Raw genomic sequence first — 14,544 nt, forward strand, 5'->3', positions numbered from 1 at the left:
CCGGCGGCTATATCGAGGAGGTCGCGGCGAAACGTTATCGCGCCGCGTCCCACACCTTGAGCGTGCCGTCGGCGCTCGCCGTCACGACCCGGTTGCCGTCGGCCGTGAACGTCACCCCGATCGCCGTGCCGCGGTGGCCCTGGAGCGTGGCCAGCACCGTCCCCGCCGTCGCGTCCCACACGCGGACCAACCCGTCCTCGTGGACCGTCGCCAGCCGCGCGCCGTCCGGGCTGAGCGCCAGGCTCATCGTCATGCCGGTCGGCCCGGCCCACTCCGGCAGGGCGGCCTTCGTCTGCGGGTTCCACAGCTTCACCTTCGTGCCGCTGCCGCCGGCGTAGACCGTCCGGCCGTCCGGGGCGAACGCCAGCGCGTTGACGTGCCCGCCGGCCGCCTTGACGCCGCCGGTCGTGTTTCCGCGCACGTCCCAGAACCGCACGGCCCCGTCGCTGCTGCCGCTGGCGATCGCCTTCCCGTCCGGCGACACGGCGACCGCGTGGACGTGCTTCGCGTGCCCCTTGAACGCCTGCACGTACTTCTTTTCCACCATATTCCAGACGTGAACCAACCGGTCCGCCCCGCCGACGACGAGCAGCTTGCCGTCCGGCGAGAACGCGACGCACTCCGTCGGCTTCGACGCCTCCGTGAAGCTCGCGACCTCCGTGCCGGCGGCCGCGTCCCACACCTTCACGTCGTGGTCGTCGGAAACCGACGCAAGGAGGCTGCCGGTCGGCGCGAACGCCAACCCGCGGATCACCTTCGCGTGCCCCGGCAGCTCGCGGAGCTTGGTCCAGGTGGCGGCGTCCCAGACGAAGATCGCGCCGTCGTCGGCCGCGGACGCGAGCAGCTTCCCGTCGCGGGACACGGCGACGCACCGCACGACCGTGCCGTGCCCCGTCAGCGTGGCAACGGAGTGGTCCGTCCGCGCGAACGCGAAGTACCCGCCGACGGTCAGGCCGACGGCGAGGGTCGCGAGAAGGAACCAGAGGGACGATTTCGAGGTCGCGGATTCCATGCTCAGCCCGAAGAATTTTCACCGCGGAGGGCACATGAGGGCACGTGAGAAAAACAGAAGAGAGTTCAAAAGACATGCTTTGAAATCTCGTCTTGGCTTTCCTCTCGTGCCCTCATGTGCCCTCCGCGGTGAAAACGGTTTTAGTCCAGTGTCACCGTCTCGCCGCCGGAGCGCGTGCCGATGGCCTCCCACGTCGCGGCCGGGATCGAGTTGCGGACGAACCGGACGCTGCCGTCGCCGAACAGCACGTTGATGCCGCCGGTGTGGAAGCTGCTCGCGTCCTCGACGTGGCCGAGGGCGTTGTTCGGCGTCCGCCCGTCGGCCGCCACGCCGGTGTTCGTCGTGCAGAGGATGTGCGACTCCTCCTCCTCGTAGGCCGGGTTGATCGGCGGGACGAGCGTGCCGGTGACCGCCCCCACCCACGTCGTCTGCGGGGAGAACTTGAACTGCCGCTCGGTCACGACCATCGTGTTGCTGGACCCGTCGGTGATGTCGGTGACGCGGAAGCCCTTGTTCTTCAGCGTCTTGTCCCGGATCATGACGCCGGTGTTCGTGTCCGGGAACCCGCTCACCTCGAACGTCCCGCCGACGCCGACGTAGTTCGCGTAGGCCACGTCGCAGATCGGCGTACCGCCGTTCTCGACGGTGAACTTGTGGTCCTGCGGGGCGATGTCCGACGGGCAGCGGTACGTCGCGAGCGTCTGGATTCGCACGTTCGCGTGGACCGGGTCTTCGATGCCGACGGCGAAGTTGATCTGCCGGTGCAGGTTGTCCTGCTCGATCTGCGGCAGGATGATCGCCGCCCACCCCCACCCCGGCCCGAGGCTCTCGCCGTCCACGCTGGTCGCGGTCGCGTTGAACCCGCACGTGAACCGCTCGAACGAGCTGTGGTGGTTGTGGAACGCCGTGCCGATCTGCTTGAGGTTGTTGCTGCACTTCATCCGGGCCGCGGCCTCCCGCACCTTCTGCACGGCGGGGAGGAGCAACCCGATGAGGATGGCGATGATGGCGATGACGACGAGCAGCTCGATGAGCGTGAACGCGGACCGACGATTCGGGGATAACATTGACGAACCCTCGCGATGAATTGCGACGACAGTTATTCAACGTATAACTTCGTCATCGGGTTCGCAAGATTCTTTTGAAAGCGCGGAGAGCCACAGGCACGGCCGTGCCTGTGGCTCTCCGCGAAAACTCTTCCTTACTTCTTCGCCAGCTCCTTCACGAACGCCAGCACCTCCTTCGGGTGGTCCTTCGGCGTCACCTTGTCGTAAATCTTCGCGACCTTGCCGTCCTTGTCGATCACGAACGTGACCCGCTGCGCGACCTTGCCCTTCGGCGACTGGATGCCGAGCGCCTGGATGAGCTTCAAGTCGGGGTCGCTGAGCAGGGGGAACGTGTACGAATTCTTGTCGGTGAACTGCTGGTTCAGTTCCACCTTGTCCGCGCTCGCGCCGAACACGACCGTGTCGGCCGGGAACTCCTTGAGGAGGTCGCGGAACCCGTTGCACTCGACCGTTCAGCCGCCGGTCAACGCCTTCGGGTAGAAGGCGATCACCGCGATCTTGCCCTTCAGGTCCTTGACGCTCACCGTCGTGGCGTCCTTCTTCACCTTGTCCAACTGCGTGCCGCCGACGGCCACGTCCGGGAACGGGTCGCCGACCTTCACCTTCAGCATCGTGTCGTCGGCCGCGGCGAACCCGACGGCGACGGTCGCGGCCGCGGCCGCGAGCAGAATCCGGAACATCCGAGAACCTCCGGGGCGGGAAACGGGTCTATCGATGGAACACCACGCCGGGTACCGAGTACCCGGTACTGAGTTTACGGAAATGCCGGCGAAAGTGCGGCAAGGGCCGGGGGCGGAAAAAATAGCACCTTCCCCGTTGACGGCCCCTGAAAACTCAGGTAAGCATGAGACATTCTCCCGTTCTTCTCGGCCGCAGACCGGCCGAGGGCCGGGCCTCCCCGCTTCCTTACCAGGAGTCTTGGCATCCCACCGTTCGATCGCAACGCCCCGTCCCGCGGCCCGACCGGCCCGCGCATGAACGAGCAAATCCGCATCAGTCCCGTCCGCTTGATCGGTGCCGACGGCGAGCAGCACGGCATCGTGCCGACGATGCAGGCCATGGACATGGCCCGCGAACTCGGCCTCGACCTGGTCGAGATCGTGCCGACCGAGCGGCCGCCGGTCTGCAAGATCATGGACTACGGCAAGCACAAGTACGACCAGTCCAAGAAGGCCCACCAGAAGACGCACCAGCAGAAGCTCAAGGAACTCCGCGTCCGGCCGAAGACCGGCACGCACGACATCGAAACCCGCCTGAACCAGGCCCGCGACTTCCTCAAGCACGGGGACAAGGTGCAGCTCAAGGTCCAGTTCCGCGGCCGGGAGATGCAGCACATCGAGGAGGGGCGGCGGATCATCGACGGGATGCTGGAGCAACTCCAGGACGTGTGCAAGGTGGAAGCCCCGCCGCGGATGGAAGGCAAGCAGATGACGGCGCTGCTCGCCCCGAAGGGGACCACGACGGCGAAGAAGCCGGAGAAGAAGCCGGACCCGAAGCCGAAGCCGCCACCGCCGCCGGCCGGCGAGGCGAAGCCGGCGGCCCCGCCGACGGCCGCCCCCGCGACGCCGGCCGCCCCGCCCGTCGCGGCGAAGCCGGCGGCCGCGCCGCCGAAGCCGGTCGTCCCGCCGGCGACCGGGAAGCCGCCGACGCTGCAACCGCCGCCGAAGCCGAAGCCGCCGGTCGCGTAACGGTCGGCCGCGGCCGCGATTTATTTATATAGCCGCCGGCTTGCCGGCGGGGTTTTGGGGATCGCAAAACCCCGCCGGCAAGCCGGCGGCTATATAGAGAGCGGCCACATAGTTTGGCGGATCGACCTACCCGTCCCGCCACCTTCTCCCTAGACTGATCTGTCCCAGTCGGGACGACCGCACGACACCTGGGCAACCGGGTGTCGTTCCGTTTTCCCGCCCGCGCCGCCGGACGGTCCGGCGACGCCCCAGTGTCCGAGGGTCCCGAAGTCAGCGGCCTAGCCGCTGCCCCTCGTCACGGAGAGTTGACCATGGCCAAGAAGAACAAGACGAACAAGTCGGTCCTGAAGCGGATCAAGCGGACCGCGACCGGGAAGCTGAAGCACGGCATCTGCGGCAAGCGGCACTTGAACGCCCACTTCAACGCGAAGCAGCGGCGGCAGCTCCGCGGCACGGCGACCACCACCGGGGCGATCGTCAAGAAGTACCTCATCGCGATGGGCGAGTACTAACCCCCGACTTGTTCCTCACCAACACATCAACACAAGGACATAAGCCATGGTTCGCGCGGGAAGTGGGAAGACGACGGCGCTCCGCCGCAAGCGGCACCGCAAGCTGACGAAGGGGTTCCGCCTCAGCCGGCACAACCTGTACCGGCAATCCATCTCGACGCTGCTGCGGGCGCGGGCGTACGCGTTCCGCGACCGCCGGGTGAAGAAGCGGGAGTTCCGCAGCCTCTGGATCGTGCGGATCAACGCCGCCTGCCGGATGCGGGGCCTGCGGTACAGCGAGTTCATCCACGGGCTGCAACTGTCGATGGTGATGCTCGACCGCAAGAGCCTGTCGGAAATCGCGATCCACGACCCGGCCGCGTTCGACCAACTCGTCGAACTGGCGAAGAAGGCGATCAAGAAGTAACGCCGGCCTGAAACGAAACGAGCCGCGACCCGTAGGTCGCGGCTCGTTTCGTTTCAGGCCGTTGGCTTACCGCCGGAACGGGTTGCCGCCGCTCGGTGGGCCGCCGCGGCTGCGGTCGCGGTCGTTGCCGCGGTCGCGCCGCTCGTCGTCCTTGCGGTCCTTCCGCTCCTCCTTGCTCGACGGACCGTTCTCGCCCCGCGAGTTGAACGGGTTGCTACCCGGCTGGGCGGCTTCGCCCCGCGTGTAGGAACTGCCACCGCTCGGCGGGCTACCCCACGGGCTGCCGCCCGGCGGGCCACCCCGCATGTCGCGGCCGCCGTCCCGCCCGCGGGGGTCGCCGCCGGGGGGCACGTTACCGCCGAAGTCCGGTTGCTTCGGGGCCAGCGACGCGAGCGTGAAGTTCGGGTTCTTGAACTTCAGGTACTCCTCGGCCGTCAGCAGGCCGTCGGCGTTCGCGTCCATCGTCACGAACTCGGCCGACTGCCGGCCGTCCTTCCGCCACTCGTACATGCCGACCTGCCCGTCCTGGTCCGTGTCGAGGCTCGTGAACCACCCCGGCAACTCCTTCGGCAGCTTCCCGTACCGCAGGACGAGCGGCTTCGGCTCCTCCTGCGGAACCGGCGGCCGGCCGTCGCCGCCGGGTTGGCCCCAGTTCGGTTGGCCCCAGTTCGGTTGCCCCCAGTTCTGGCTCATCGAGTTCTGGTCGTTGCCGCGGCTGGACATCCGGGCGGTCACGTACACCCGGTACTCGGCCGTGTCCATGAACCCGTCGCGGTTCGCGTCGTACTGCTCGAAGCTGCCCCGCAGCCGGTCGGACTGCTGGGCCTCGGCCGCGCTGATCCGGCCGTCCTTGTCCTGGTCGTACCGGGACATGAACTGGCGAATCTGATCGTCGCTCATCTGGCTCGGGTCGCTGCCGCCGGGCGAGCCGGGGAACCCGCCGGGGGAACTCGGGAACCCGCCCGGCGAGCCGGGGAACCCGCCCTGCGGCGTGACGCTCGTCGTCGTCGGCGAGGGGGACGATCCGGGCGCGCCGAACGTCATGACCGTCGGGCTGCCGCCCGGCCCGCCGCGGCTCGACCGCATCGTCTCCATCCGCTTGGCGAACTGGTCGCGGTACTGGTCCTTCGTGATGACGCCGCTCGTCGGCATCGGCTCGCCGCCGAACCGCTGGGCCATCGCGTTCGTCTGCTCGCGGGTCTGGGCCGGGATCCGGGAGTAGTCGAGCGAGTCGCCGCTGCCGCCGTAGGACGCCTGGAGCCGCGAGAAGCTGCCGTCGGCCATGGCGCTCGGGTTGAACCCGCCGAACCCGCCCGGCGTCATCCCGCCGGGCGACGTGCCGAAGCTGAACCGGCCGCGGTCGCCGCCACGATCCCCGCGGTCGCCGCGATCACCCCGGTCGCCGCGGCTGCCGCGGTCCCCGCCGGGGAACCCGCCACCGGACGGCGGGAATTGGCCGCTCGACGTGTCGGGATTCACGCTCAACGTCACGACCGCGAGGCCGACCGGAGCGAGCAGTTTCAGCAGTTTCACGAGCCGCATGGAGCGGACCCTCGGACGGATTTTCGTAACGGTATACTAGCCTTCCGGCGGCCCGGCTGTCACGGCGCTTCCGCGCAGCTATCATCCGGCCCTCATATTCCGTAAACGGAAAACGCGCCCTCATGGGACAACCGTTCGAGATCGTCCGTCCCGCCGCCCGCCGCGGGCCGTTCCGGGCCGCCGTGCTGGACTTCGACGGGACCACGTCGCTGTTGAGGGAAGGCTGGGCGCGGATCATGGCCGAACTCGGCCGCGACCACCTCGCCGACGCGCAGCTGGTCCGCGAGCCGGAGGCCGAACTGCTGGGCTACCTCGAGCGCGAGATGCTGATGCTGAGCGGCAAGCCGAGCATCTTCCAGATGCGGCGGCTGGCGGACGAGGTTTCCTCCCGCGGCGGCCCGACCCTCGACCCGGACGCGATGCTCGTCGAGTTCCTCCGGCGGCTGACGGCGAACATCGCGACGCGGATCGACGACCTGAAGGCCGGGGCCGTGCCGACGGCCGCGTGGACCGTCCCCGGCACGCACGCGCTGTTGGACGAGTTGCTCCGTCGGGGCGCGAGCCTGTACCTCGTCAGCGGGACCGACCGCGGGTTCGTCGAGTCGGACCTGGAGTTACTCGACCTGGCCCGGTACTTCGGCCGGCACGTCTACTGCCCGTCGATCGACACGCCGAACTTCAGCAAGCGGGACGTGATCGCGGCCCTGTTGCGGGACGAGGGGTTCGCCCCGGCGGAACTGCTCGGCTTCGGCGACGGGTACGCGGAGACGGTGGAGGTGCGGGCGGCCGGCGGCGTGGCCGTCGGCGTGGCGAGCACGGAACCGCCGGCGCGGCTGAACGACATGAAGCGCGAGATGCTGATCCAGTTGGGGGCGGACGTGATCGTGCCGGACTACCGCGACCACGCGGCGCTGTTGGCATGGCTGTGGGGCGAAGATTAAACGGGTTCGGGCGCGGGAATTAAGGCACTTTCCCACCGAACCGCCGCTCGCCGGGGGGCGTAGGGTCGCTATAAGATTCCTTCCGGCCCACCGATCCCGCGGAAGTTGCTCATGGCGTGGCTGACGAACCCCCAAGTCCTCATCGCCGGGCTGCTCCTGGCCCTCTACCAACTCGTCGCCGCCCTGCCGTGGCTGCGGGCCATCGACCCGAAGGGGTTCGACCGCGGCTTCCGGAACCCCGTGTCGCTCAGCTACGCCGTCCTCGCGCTCGTCGCCGCCGGCCTCGGGTTCGCCGCGTTCCTCGGGTACACCGGCCAGAGCACCAGCCTGACGCTCTACGGCAAGGTCTACGGGGCCGTCCTGCACCTGCAACTGATCGTCGGGGCGTTCATCCTCATCCCGCAACTGCTCGCCATCGTCTTCCCGAAGACCGGGGCCGTCGCCCTCGCCGCGTTCCGCGAGGGCTGCCGGCAGCCGATGTTCTGGCTCATCGGCAGCTTCGCCGTGCTGCTCATGGCGATCGCCATCGTCACCCCGTACTTCACGTTCGGCGACGACTACAAGATGATGAAGCAGATCGGGTTCGACATCACGAAGCTGGCCGCCATGCTGTTCGGCATCCTCGCCGCCAGCATCTCGATCAGCGAAGAGATCGAGGGCCGGACGGCGATCACGGTCATGTCGAAGCCGATCAACCGCCGGCAGTTCCTGTTCGGCAAGTTCCTCGGCATCCTGCTGGCGTGCGCCGCGATGACGCTCGTGCTCGGCTGGTTCCTGAACTGGGCGCTGCTCGTCAACCCGGCCTACGACAAGATCAACGAGGCGTCCGACCCGCTGGCGGAACAGGCCCGCGTGTCGATCGTGCCGCCGATCAAGGCGGCCGTCACGAGTTCCATCGGGCAGGTCTTCTCCGAGGGGGCCGGGCAGTGGCTGGCCGACACGGTGGCGCACTCCGTCGGCCTGGTCAACGGGTTCGGGCAGGTCATGATCCTGGTGGCGATCACCGCCGCGCTGGCGACCCGGCTGCCGTTCGTGCTGAACATCGTCATCGCGATGATGGTCTACTTCCTGGGGAACCTCGCCCCGGTCGTGGTGAAGGTGACCGGCACGATGGAGGCGACCGGCGAGGGCGGGGCCGGCGTGAGCCTGATCCGGTTCTTCGGCCAGCTGTTCGACACGTTCCTGCCGGCCCTCGACTCGTTCAACATGAGTCCGGCGATCGTCCGCGACACGCCGCTGGACCTGTGGGCGTTCACCAGTTACGTCATCTCCGTGTTCGGGTACGCGACGCTGTACACGACGATCGCGCTGCTCGTCGGCCTGCTCCTGTTCGAGGACCGGGACCTGGCGTAAGCCCCTGACTTCCGAAGTCCGGCATCGACTTCGGAAGTCGAGTCACGCGGGGACACGAACATCATCCGCACACGCCCCATCTACCCCCTCGACTTCCGAAGTCGAAGCCGGACTTCGGAAGTCGGGCGATCTCGTCCGGCCGTTCCGATTATTCCGCCCGCGCCCGCCGGGGAACCGGCGGTTGACCTCCCCGCGGCGGCGGTACGTCTGGTAGGCTGAACGGAGATTCCTCGCCCACTTCATCCGCGTTCGCGACCCGTACCGAGGCCCCCCGTGGACGACGCACCCTCCCCCCAGCCGACACCCGACGCCCTCGCCGCATCCCCCGGCCACGCCTGGGCCGCCCGCCTCGCCGCGACCCTCGGCGCGGTCCTGCTGGCCCTCACCATCCCGGTCGTGTACCTGTTCGTCGACCTCCTCGTCGCCCGCGGCCTTGTGCCGGACTACGCCGACCTGCCCGCCGGCAAGCAGGAAGCGTTCCGCCAGGAGTGGGACCACTCGCTCGGCGCGAACGCGGACATCGCGAACGTGCTGGCGAAGGTCCGGCCCGCCGACACCGAGACGAAGGCCGACCCGGTGCAGCACTGGCAGTGGCGGTGGCAGGCCGTCACGTACCAGATGCTCGCCGACCGCGTCGGGCAAGAGGCCGCGGACGCGTACCTCGAACTGCCGTCGAACGGCGGACAGGCCGTGCCGACCGGCCGGCGGCTCGGCGTGCTGTCCCTGCTCGCCCGCGAGCGGCCGCGGTGGACGACGACGTTCCTCGCGCCGCTCGCCCGGTCCGCCGGGTGGAGCTGGAAGCCGGACGAGAACGGCACGAACACGCCGTACCTCGGCGGGCTGTTCGTGCTGCTGTTCCTGATGACGGCCGGGCAGATCGCGCTGGCGTTCGCCGCCGGCCACTGGGCCGCGGCCGCCGGCCTCGCCGCCGCCACCCGCCTCCGCCGGTCGGTCTTCGGCCACGCCAACCGGTTGAACCAGGTCGTCGTCCGGCCGCAGACCTCGGAGGAAGTCGCGACGCTGCTGACGACCCGGCTCGAAGTCCTGGCCGAAGGGCTACGCACGTCGCTCCTGTACGGGTGGCGGCTGCCGGTGCTGGTCGGCCTCGTGCTGCTCATCCTCGTGTCCGTGAACGTCGGCGTCGCCCTCTGCTTCCTGTTCCTGGCGGCCGTCATCTGGTTCGCCGTCGGCCAGTTCGCCGCCCACTTCAGCCGGGACGGTCGGCTCGCGTCCCGCCGGGCCGAGGCCCGGCTGTCGCAGATGCGGGAGTCCGTGTCCATCCTGCAACTGGTGAAGTGCTACCTGATGGACCGGTTCAACCAAACCCGCGTGGAGCGGCAGCTGACGGACTACTCGCGGGCCGAGTGGCGGCGGCTGCGGGGCGAGGCGCTGTCCCGCCCGGCCGTGTCCGCGGCCGCCGTCCTCGCCGGCGTCGGCGTCCTGTACCTCGCCGGCCGGGCCGTGCTCCTCGGCGACATGAGCGTCGCCGGGCTGGCGGCGAAGCTGTTCGGGATCGGCGTCCTCATCTGGGCCGTCGGCGTCTGGACGCGGGTGGCCGTCCGCGCCCGCCGGGCGGCCGTCGCCCGCGGCGAGATCGCCGAGTTCCTGAACCGCCGCACCGACATCGGCCAGACGATCGACGCCGAGTTCCTCCAGCCGATGGAGCGGAAGCTCGAAATCCTCGAGCTGAGCATGCGGGAGCCCGGCAGCGGCCGGATGCTGCTCGAGAACGTGACGATCAACGTCCCGGCCGGGGCGCGGGTGGCGGTCGTCGCGTCCGACCCGGAGGAGAGCCACACGCTGGCGTACCTGCTCACCCGGTTCCTCGACCCGACCGGCGGCGAGATCCGCATCGACGGGAAGAACACCCGGTGGGTGACGCACGAGTCCCTCCGCACGCAGGTGGCGATGGTGATGCAGCAGAACCTGACGTTCAGCGACACGGTGGCGAACAACATCGGGTGCGGCGACCCCGGCTACACGCTCCCGCAGGTCATCGAGGCCGGGAAGATGGCCCACGCCCACCAGTTCGTCCAGCGGCTGCCCTACGGGTACGAGACGCTGATCGGCGACGGCGGCGTGGTGCTGCGGCCGGGGGAGAAGCTGCGGGTGGCGCTGGCGCGGGCGGTTTTGCGGGACCCGTCGGTGATCGTGGTCGAGGAGCCGGAACTGCCGATGGACGAGGACTCGCGGGTGCTGCTGGACGACGCCTACGAGCGGCTGGCCGGCACGCGGACGCTGCTGTTCTTCTCCCGCCGGCAGTCCGTCCTGCGGCACGCGGACCGGGTGGTGATCCTGCACCGCGGCCGCGTCGTGGCGGCCGGCAGCCACGAGGACCTGCTGCGGACGAACGACCTGTACCGCCACCTCCTGTTCAAGGAAATCACCGTCCCGACGGCGGCGTGAGCGGCCCCCTCCGCGGTCGGGAGTATTCCCGACAACGGGCCAAAACATTCCGTGGCCGCCGGCCCGTCGAACTACCATAATCTACCTGCCCGATCGCCACCCCCGGTTCGCCGGGCGTCCCCACTGGCACGGCCGTTGCATCCCGTGACCTGACCCGTCCCACCCGGACGGTGGGGATCGCCCGTGGCCCTCCGCGTTCTGATTGCCGACGACAACCGCGACGCCGCCGACACGCTGGCCGAGCTGGTCCGGCTGTGGGGCCACGAGCCGACGGTCGCCTACGACGGCGCGGCCGGCCTGCGGCTGGCCGCGGAGACGCGGCCGCACGTCCTGCTGTTGGACGTGAACATGCCGCTTTTGAACGGGTACGAGCTGGCCCGCCAGGTCCGCCGGGACGCGGGGCTGGCCGGGGCGAAGCTCGTGGCCCTGTCCGCGTACTCCCACCCGGACCACGTCCGCCGGGCGGAGCAGGCGGGGTTCGACACGTGGCTGGTGAAGCCGGCCGCCCCCGACGAGATCGAGAGGTACTTGGCGATGATCGACCACATCAAGGAACTGGCGGAGAAGGCGCAGTCGCTGGCCGAGCGGAACGCGGCGGCCGCCGCCCGGACGGAGGCCGTGGCCGGCGAGACGAAGCAGCTGCTCCAGGAGGTGAAGGAGGACATCCGCGAGGTCAAGGCGGACGTGCAGGAGATCAAGGAGGAGCTGAAGGAGGTGAAGGACAAGGTCAACGGAGCCGGTTGACCGGTCCGCGCCGGGCGCGGCCGGTCAATCGGGCATGCTCGTACATGGGCCGGTCGCAAGCAGCGATGAGCCGCCGTACCTCGGCCATCTCTTCCGGCGTGAGACGGTACTCCCACAACTCCCGGCAGTCCGCGAGCACTCGCGGCGACAACCACCGCACGATGTCCGGCCACAGTGACCGGTGGCCGTCGAACAGGTGCTCGTAGAACGACACCCCGGCCGGGTTCCACAACTCCTTGGCCGGCTGCGAGAGGCACCACTCGGCGAAGCCATAAATCCGCCGTAACGTCTCCGTGTCGCCAGACTCGTGGGCCGTCCGGACGCGGGGCAGTAGTTCAAAGAAGGCGCTGTAGGCGTTGAAGTCCGGCCGCTCGGCCTCGCGCCGCAGGTCCGGGAACAGAGCTAATACCTTTCGCCGCCAGTTGGCCACGCTCTCACCCCCGTCGCCCGCCGCTCGCCGGCACTCAGCGGTCCCGACCTTCGACTCTCGGCACGCCGTCAACCCATCCGGCGATCCGGAACTCGCCGTTGGGCCGCCGGGCCGCGGGCGGAACCCACGACTCCGGCCAGTCCTGCTCCGACCCGCCGTCCATCATCCCGACGCCGGGGCCGACGACCACCCGCCACCACCCCGGCGACAGGCTGCCGATTACGCGAACGAGCATCGCCATACCAACTCCTTCGCCGCGGGTAGACCATCTCCGTCACGACTTCGGCTTCTTCACCACTGTCACCGGCACGTCGTTCTTCTGCTTCTCGCCCGGCGTGCTGCGGCCGGCGGCGATCAGACGCTCCAGCAACTTCGTCAGCCGCTCGACCTCCGCCGGGTGCGCGGCCGACACGTCCGTCGCCTCGGCGAGGTCGGCCGACAGGTCGTACAGGTGCGGCTTCGCCGCCGCCACCGGGCCGTTGCCCGGCCCCAGGATCAGCTTCCACTTGCCGGACCGGATCGCGAACACGCCGGTGCTCGCCTGGTGGACCACCCCCTCGTGGACGGCCGCGTCGCCGCCCCGCAATAGCGGCAGCAGGCTCACGCTGTCCTCCCCGGCCGTCGCCGGCAGCTTCTCGCCGAGCACGTCGGCGAGCGTCGCCAGCAGGTCCACGGAGCCGACCGTCTGGCCGCAGGTCGTGCCGGGCTTCACCGTGCCCGGCCACCGGACGACGAACGGGACGCGGTGGCCGCCCTCCCAGGCGTCCGCCTTGTACCCGCGGAGCGGGCCGCTGGGGAAGTGCCCCTTCGCCTCCAGGTCCTTCGCCCCGATGTACGCCGCGCAACCGTTGTCGCTGGTGAACACGACCAGCGTGTCGTCCGCGACGCCGGCCGCCTTCAATGCCTCCAGCACCCGGCCGACGACCGCGTCCGTCTGCATCACGAAGTCGGCGTAGGCGTGCCGGATCGCACTCTTGCCTTGCCATTCCTTCGCGACGGCGATCGGCGTGTGCGGCGCGGTCAGCGGCAGGTACAGCAGGAACGGCGTCCTCGCTTTCGCCCGGTCCGCGATGATCGAGCAGGCCCGGTCCGCGAGCGCCGGCAGCACGGCGTCCAGCTTCCACCCCGGCAGCGCCGGCCCCTGGAGGCTGGCCTGGTTCTTCGCGAAGTCCGCGGCCGGTTGCAGCGTGGACGGGACGCCGACGGTCCGGTCGTTCTCGATTAAGCAGTACGGCGGCCAGTTCGGCACGTCGGTCCCGAAGTAGGCGTCGAACCCGCGGGCGGTCGGGCCGCCGGGGATCGGCTTCGCGAACACGGCCTTCCAGGTGGCGACCTGTTCGGGCGTGGGTTCGGTCTTCACCGTGCCGCCGCCGCCGGCCTGCCCGCCGAGGCCCTGGAAGTGCTTCTTCTGGTCGGCCGCGATGGGCCAGTCCCACCCGAGGTGCCACTTGCCGACGCACGCCGTGTGGTAGCCGTGCCGCTTCGCCAGCCCGGCGATCGTCAGCCGGTCCGGGGCGATGAGCGGCGGCCCCCAGACGCCGACGATGCCCTGCTGGAGCCGGGTCCGCCACGGGTAGCGGCCGGTGAGCAGGCCGTACCGCGTCGGCGAGCAGACGGCGGACGCCGCGTGCGCGTCGGTGAACCGCAGGCCGTCGGCCGCGAGCCGGTCTATGTGCGGGGTGGGGATCTTGCCGCGGCCGGGGTTGTAGCAGGCCACGTCGCCGTACCCGAGGTCGTCCGCGAGGATGACGACGACGTTCGGCGTGGCCGCACACGCGGCCGGCATCTGCCCGAGCGCGAGGAACAGGGGGAGGAAGAATCGGGACACGGAACGCCCTCAGCCGGAGTTCGCGTCTGGGCCTCCGCCCAAACGCTCCGCCACCAGGCCCATCCGGGCGGCCAACTGCTCCCACCGCCCGATGACGGCGTCCAGGCGGTCGAGGAGGTGATCGAAACGCTGGTCTTGTCCGTCCCGCGTGTCGAGCGCCCGCCGGGCCTGCTCGAGCTGGCGGGCCGCCTCCGCGAGTTGCCGCGCGTACTGCGCGTCCTGTTCGTCCCGCTGGTCAAGCCCCCGCTGGGATTGCTCGAGCTGGCGGGCCGCCGCCGCGAGCTGCCGCTCGTACTCGGTGAGGTTCCGCTCGGCCGCGGCCTCGTCGAGTTCGGCGGCCGTCGGCGGGCGGCTCAGATCGGGCACGTCCACCCAGCCGCCGCAGTGCGGGCAGTCCGCGACGCGGCCCTGCTCGTCCGCGGCCACGTGGAACGGCCTGTCGCAGCCGGGACAAGTCACCTCGATCCGTGCGTCGGTCATGGGGAGGCCCTTCGTCGGTGTGTGGCCGATGCCGGCAGCGGGGTGCGGGAACGGATGACTCAGCGTATCGCCCGCCGCCGGCGGACGCAAAAGTGAAACCGACGATCCCGACGAGAAGTGGTTGCAAAAAGCACG

Annotated in this window: 15 protein-coding genes and 1 pseudogene; 7 read left to right on the top strand and 9 right to left on the bottom strand. The window is 69.6% G+C overall.

What is annotated here, in order from left to right:
• Window positions 1-34 precede the first annotated feature (34 nt).
• The 4 genes and pseudogenes from AC5JJ2_RS02745 to AC5JJ2_RS02760 all read right to left on the bottom strand — a co-directional run bounded on the left by AC5JJ2_RS02745 (window position 35) and on the right by AC5JJ2_RS02760 (window position 2,759).
• The gene (locus AC5JJ2_RS02745; protein WP_495856429.1) at window positions 35-1,012 is read right to left on the bottom strand and encodes a WD40 repeat domain-containing protein; all 978 of its coding nucleotides are present in this window, start codon (window positions 1,010-1,012) and stop codon (window positions 35-37) included.
• 140 nt (window positions 1,013-1,152) lie between these two features.
• Window positions 1,153-2,079, bottom strand: coding sequence for a DUF1559 domain-containing protein (locus AC5JJ2_RS02750; RefSeq protein ID WP_495856430.1), 927 nt, complete (start codon window positions 2,077-2,079; stop codon window positions 1,153-1,155).
• Window positions 2,080-2,213: 134 nt separating this feature from the next.
• Window positions 2,214-2,513: pseudogene (locus AC5JJ2_RS02755) on the bottom strand (peroxiredoxin); the annotation flags it as partial.
• An 18-nt stretch (window positions 2,514-2,531) separates the two neighbouring features.
• The gene (locus AC5JJ2_RS02760) at window positions 2,532-2,759 is read right to left on the bottom strand and encodes a hypothetical protein (protein ID WP_495856431.1); all 228 of its coding nucleotides are present in this window, start codon (window positions 2,757-2,759) and stop codon (window positions 2,532-2,534) included.
• A gap of 294 nt (window positions 2,760-3,053) precedes the next feature.
• On the opposite strand from AC5JJ2_RS02760, the gene infC reads away from it, so the two are divergent.
• The 3 genes from infC (at window position 3,054) to rplT (ending at window position 4,685) form a co-directional block, all read left to right on the top strand.
• Window positions 3,054-3,767 (top strand): translation initiation factor IF-3, encoded by a 714-nt coding sequence (gene infC, locus AC5JJ2_RS02765; RefSeq protein ID WP_495856432.1) that lies wholly within the window; start codon window positions 3,054-3,056, stop codon window positions 3,765-3,767.
• A 311-nt stretch (window positions 3,768-4,078) separates the two neighbouring features.
• The gene (locus AC5JJ2_RS02770) at window positions 4,079-4,279 is read left to right on the top strand and encodes a large ribosomal subunit protein bL35 (RefSeq protein WP_495856433.1); all 201 of its coding nucleotides are present in this window, start codon (window positions 4,079-4,081) and stop codon (window positions 4,277-4,279) included.
• A gap of 46 nt (window positions 4,280-4,325) precedes the next feature.
• Window positions 4,326-4,685, top strand: coding sequence for a 50S ribosomal protein L20 (gene rplT, locus AC5JJ2_RS02775; RefSeq protein WP_495856434.1), 360 nt, complete (start codon window positions 4,326-4,328; stop codon window positions 4,683-4,685).
• A gap of 66 nt (window positions 4,686-4,751) precedes the next feature.
• Here rplT and AC5JJ2_RS02780 read toward each other — a convergent pair whose 3' ends face one another.
• Window positions 4,752-6,227, bottom strand: coding sequence for an EF-hand domain-containing protein (locus tag AC5JJ2_RS02780; RefSeq protein WP_495856435.1), 1,476 nt, complete (start codon window positions 6,225-6,227; stop codon window positions 4,752-4,754).
• A 122-nt stretch (window positions 6,228-6,349) separates the two neighbouring features.
• Between AC5JJ2_RS02780 and AC5JJ2_RS02785 the strand changes: the two genes are divergently transcribed.
• The 4 genes from AC5JJ2_RS02785 (at window position 6,350) to AC5JJ2_RS02800 (ending at window position 11,671) form a co-directional block, all read left to right on the top strand.
• On the top strand, window positions 6,350-7,168 hold the full coding sequence (locus tag AC5JJ2_RS02785) for an HAD family hydrolase (protein ID WP_495856436.1): 819 nt from the start codon (window positions 6,350-6,352) through the stop codon (window positions 7,166-7,168).
• A gap of 111 nt (window positions 7,169-7,279) precedes the next feature.
• Window positions 7,280-8,521 (top strand): ABC transporter permease subunit, encoded by a 1,242-nt coding sequence (locus AC5JJ2_RS02790; RefSeq protein WP_495856437.1) that lies wholly within the window; start codon window positions 7,280-7,282, stop codon window positions 8,519-8,521.
• A 273-nt stretch (window positions 8,522-8,794) separates the two neighbouring features.
• Complete coding sequence (locus AC5JJ2_RS02795) at window positions 8,795-10,927, top strand: ABC transporter transmembrane domain-containing protein (protein ID WP_495856438.1); 2,133 nt, start codon at window positions 8,795-8,797, stop codon at window positions 10,925-10,927.
• 183 nt (window positions 10,928-11,110) lie between these two features.
• On the top strand, window positions 11,111-11,671 hold the full coding sequence (locus AC5JJ2_RS02800) for a response regulator (protein WP_495856439.1): 561 nt from the start codon (window positions 11,111-11,113) through the stop codon (window positions 11,669-11,671).
• Here AC5JJ2_RS02800 and AC5JJ2_RS02805 read toward each other — a convergent pair.
• The 4 genes from AC5JJ2_RS02805 to AC5JJ2_RS02820 are packed head-to-tail and all read right to left on the bottom strand — an operon-like array spanning window position 11,655 to window position 14,409.
• Window positions 11,655-12,101, bottom strand: coding sequence for a DUF7674 family protein (locus AC5JJ2_RS02805; protein WP_495856440.1), 447 nt, complete (start codon window positions 12,099-12,101; stop codon window positions 11,655-11,657). The genes AC5JJ2_RS02800 and AC5JJ2_RS02805 overlap by 17 nt on opposite strands.
• Window positions 12,102-12,135: 34 nt before the next feature.
• Window positions 12,136-12,336 (bottom strand): hypothetical protein, encoded by a 201-nt coding sequence (locus tag AC5JJ2_RS02810; protein ID WP_495856441.1) that lies wholly within the window; start codon window positions 12,334-12,336, stop codon window positions 12,136-12,138.
• Between the two features lie 39 nt (window positions 12,337-12,375).
• Complete coding sequence (locus AC5JJ2_RS02815; RefSeq protein ID WP_495856442.1) at window positions 12,376-13,929, bottom strand: sulfatase family protein; 1,554 nt, start codon at window positions 13,927-13,929, stop codon at window positions 12,376-12,378.
• A 9-nt stretch (window positions 13,930-13,938) separates the two neighbouring features.
• Window positions 13,939-14,409 carry a hypothetical protein gene (locus AC5JJ2_RS02820; protein ID WP_495856443.1) on the bottom strand — a complete coding sequence of 157 codons (471 nt, stop codon included), beginning with the start codon at window positions 14,407-14,409 and terminating at the stop codon, window positions 13,939-13,941.
• Window positions 14,410-14,544: the final 135 nt, after the last annotated feature.

It is taken from the genome of Limnoglobus sp., assembly GCF_059499385.1.

Excerpts from the sequence above, each read along its gene's own strand:
- AC5JJ2_RS02745 (WP_495856429.1), bottom strand. The coding sequence starts at position 1,012 with ATGGAATCCGCGACCTCGAAATCGTCCCTCTGGTTCCTTCTCGCGACC.
- AC5JJ2_RS02750 (WP_495856430.1), bottom strand. The coding sequence starts at position 2,079 with ATGTTATCCCCGAATCGTCGGTCCGCGTTCACGCTCATCGAGCTGCTC.
- AC5JJ2_RS02760 (WP_495856431.1), bottom strand. The coding sequence starts at position 2,759 with ATGTTCCGGATTCTGCTCGCGGCCGCGGCCGCGACCGTCGCCGTCGGG.
- infC (WP_495856432.1), top strand. The coding sequence starts at position 3,054 with ATGAACGAGCAAATCCGCATCAGTCCCGTCCGCTTGATCGGTGCCGAC.
- AC5JJ2_RS02770 (WP_495856433.1), top strand. The coding sequence starts at position 4,079 with ATGGCCAAGAAGAACAAGACGAACAAGTCGGTCCTGAAGCGGATCAAG.
- rplT (WP_495856434.1), top strand. The coding sequence starts at position 4,326 with ATGGTTCGCGCGGGAAGTGGGAAGACGACGGCGCTCCGCCGCAAGCGG.
- AC5JJ2_RS02780 (WP_495856435.1), bottom strand. The coding sequence starts at position 6,227 with ATGCGGCTCGTGAAACTGCTGAAACTGCTCGCTCCGGTCGGCCTCGCG.
- AC5JJ2_RS02785 (WP_495856436.1), top strand. The coding sequence starts at position 6,350 with ATGGGACAACCGTTCGAGATCGTCCGTCCCGCCGCCCGCCGCGGGCCG.
- AC5JJ2_RS02790 (WP_495856437.1), top strand. The coding sequence starts at position 7,280 with ATGGCGTGGCTGACGAACCCCCAAGTCCTCATCGCCGGGCTGCTCCTG.
- AC5JJ2_RS02810 (WP_495856441.1), bottom strand. The coding sequence starts at position 12,336 with ATGCTCGTTCGCGTAATCGGCAGCCTGTCGCCGGGGTGGTGGCGGGTG.
- AC5JJ2_RS02820 (WP_495856443.1), bottom strand. The coding sequence starts at position 14,409 with ATGACCGACGCACGGATCGAGGTGACTTGTCCCGGCTGCGACAGGCCG.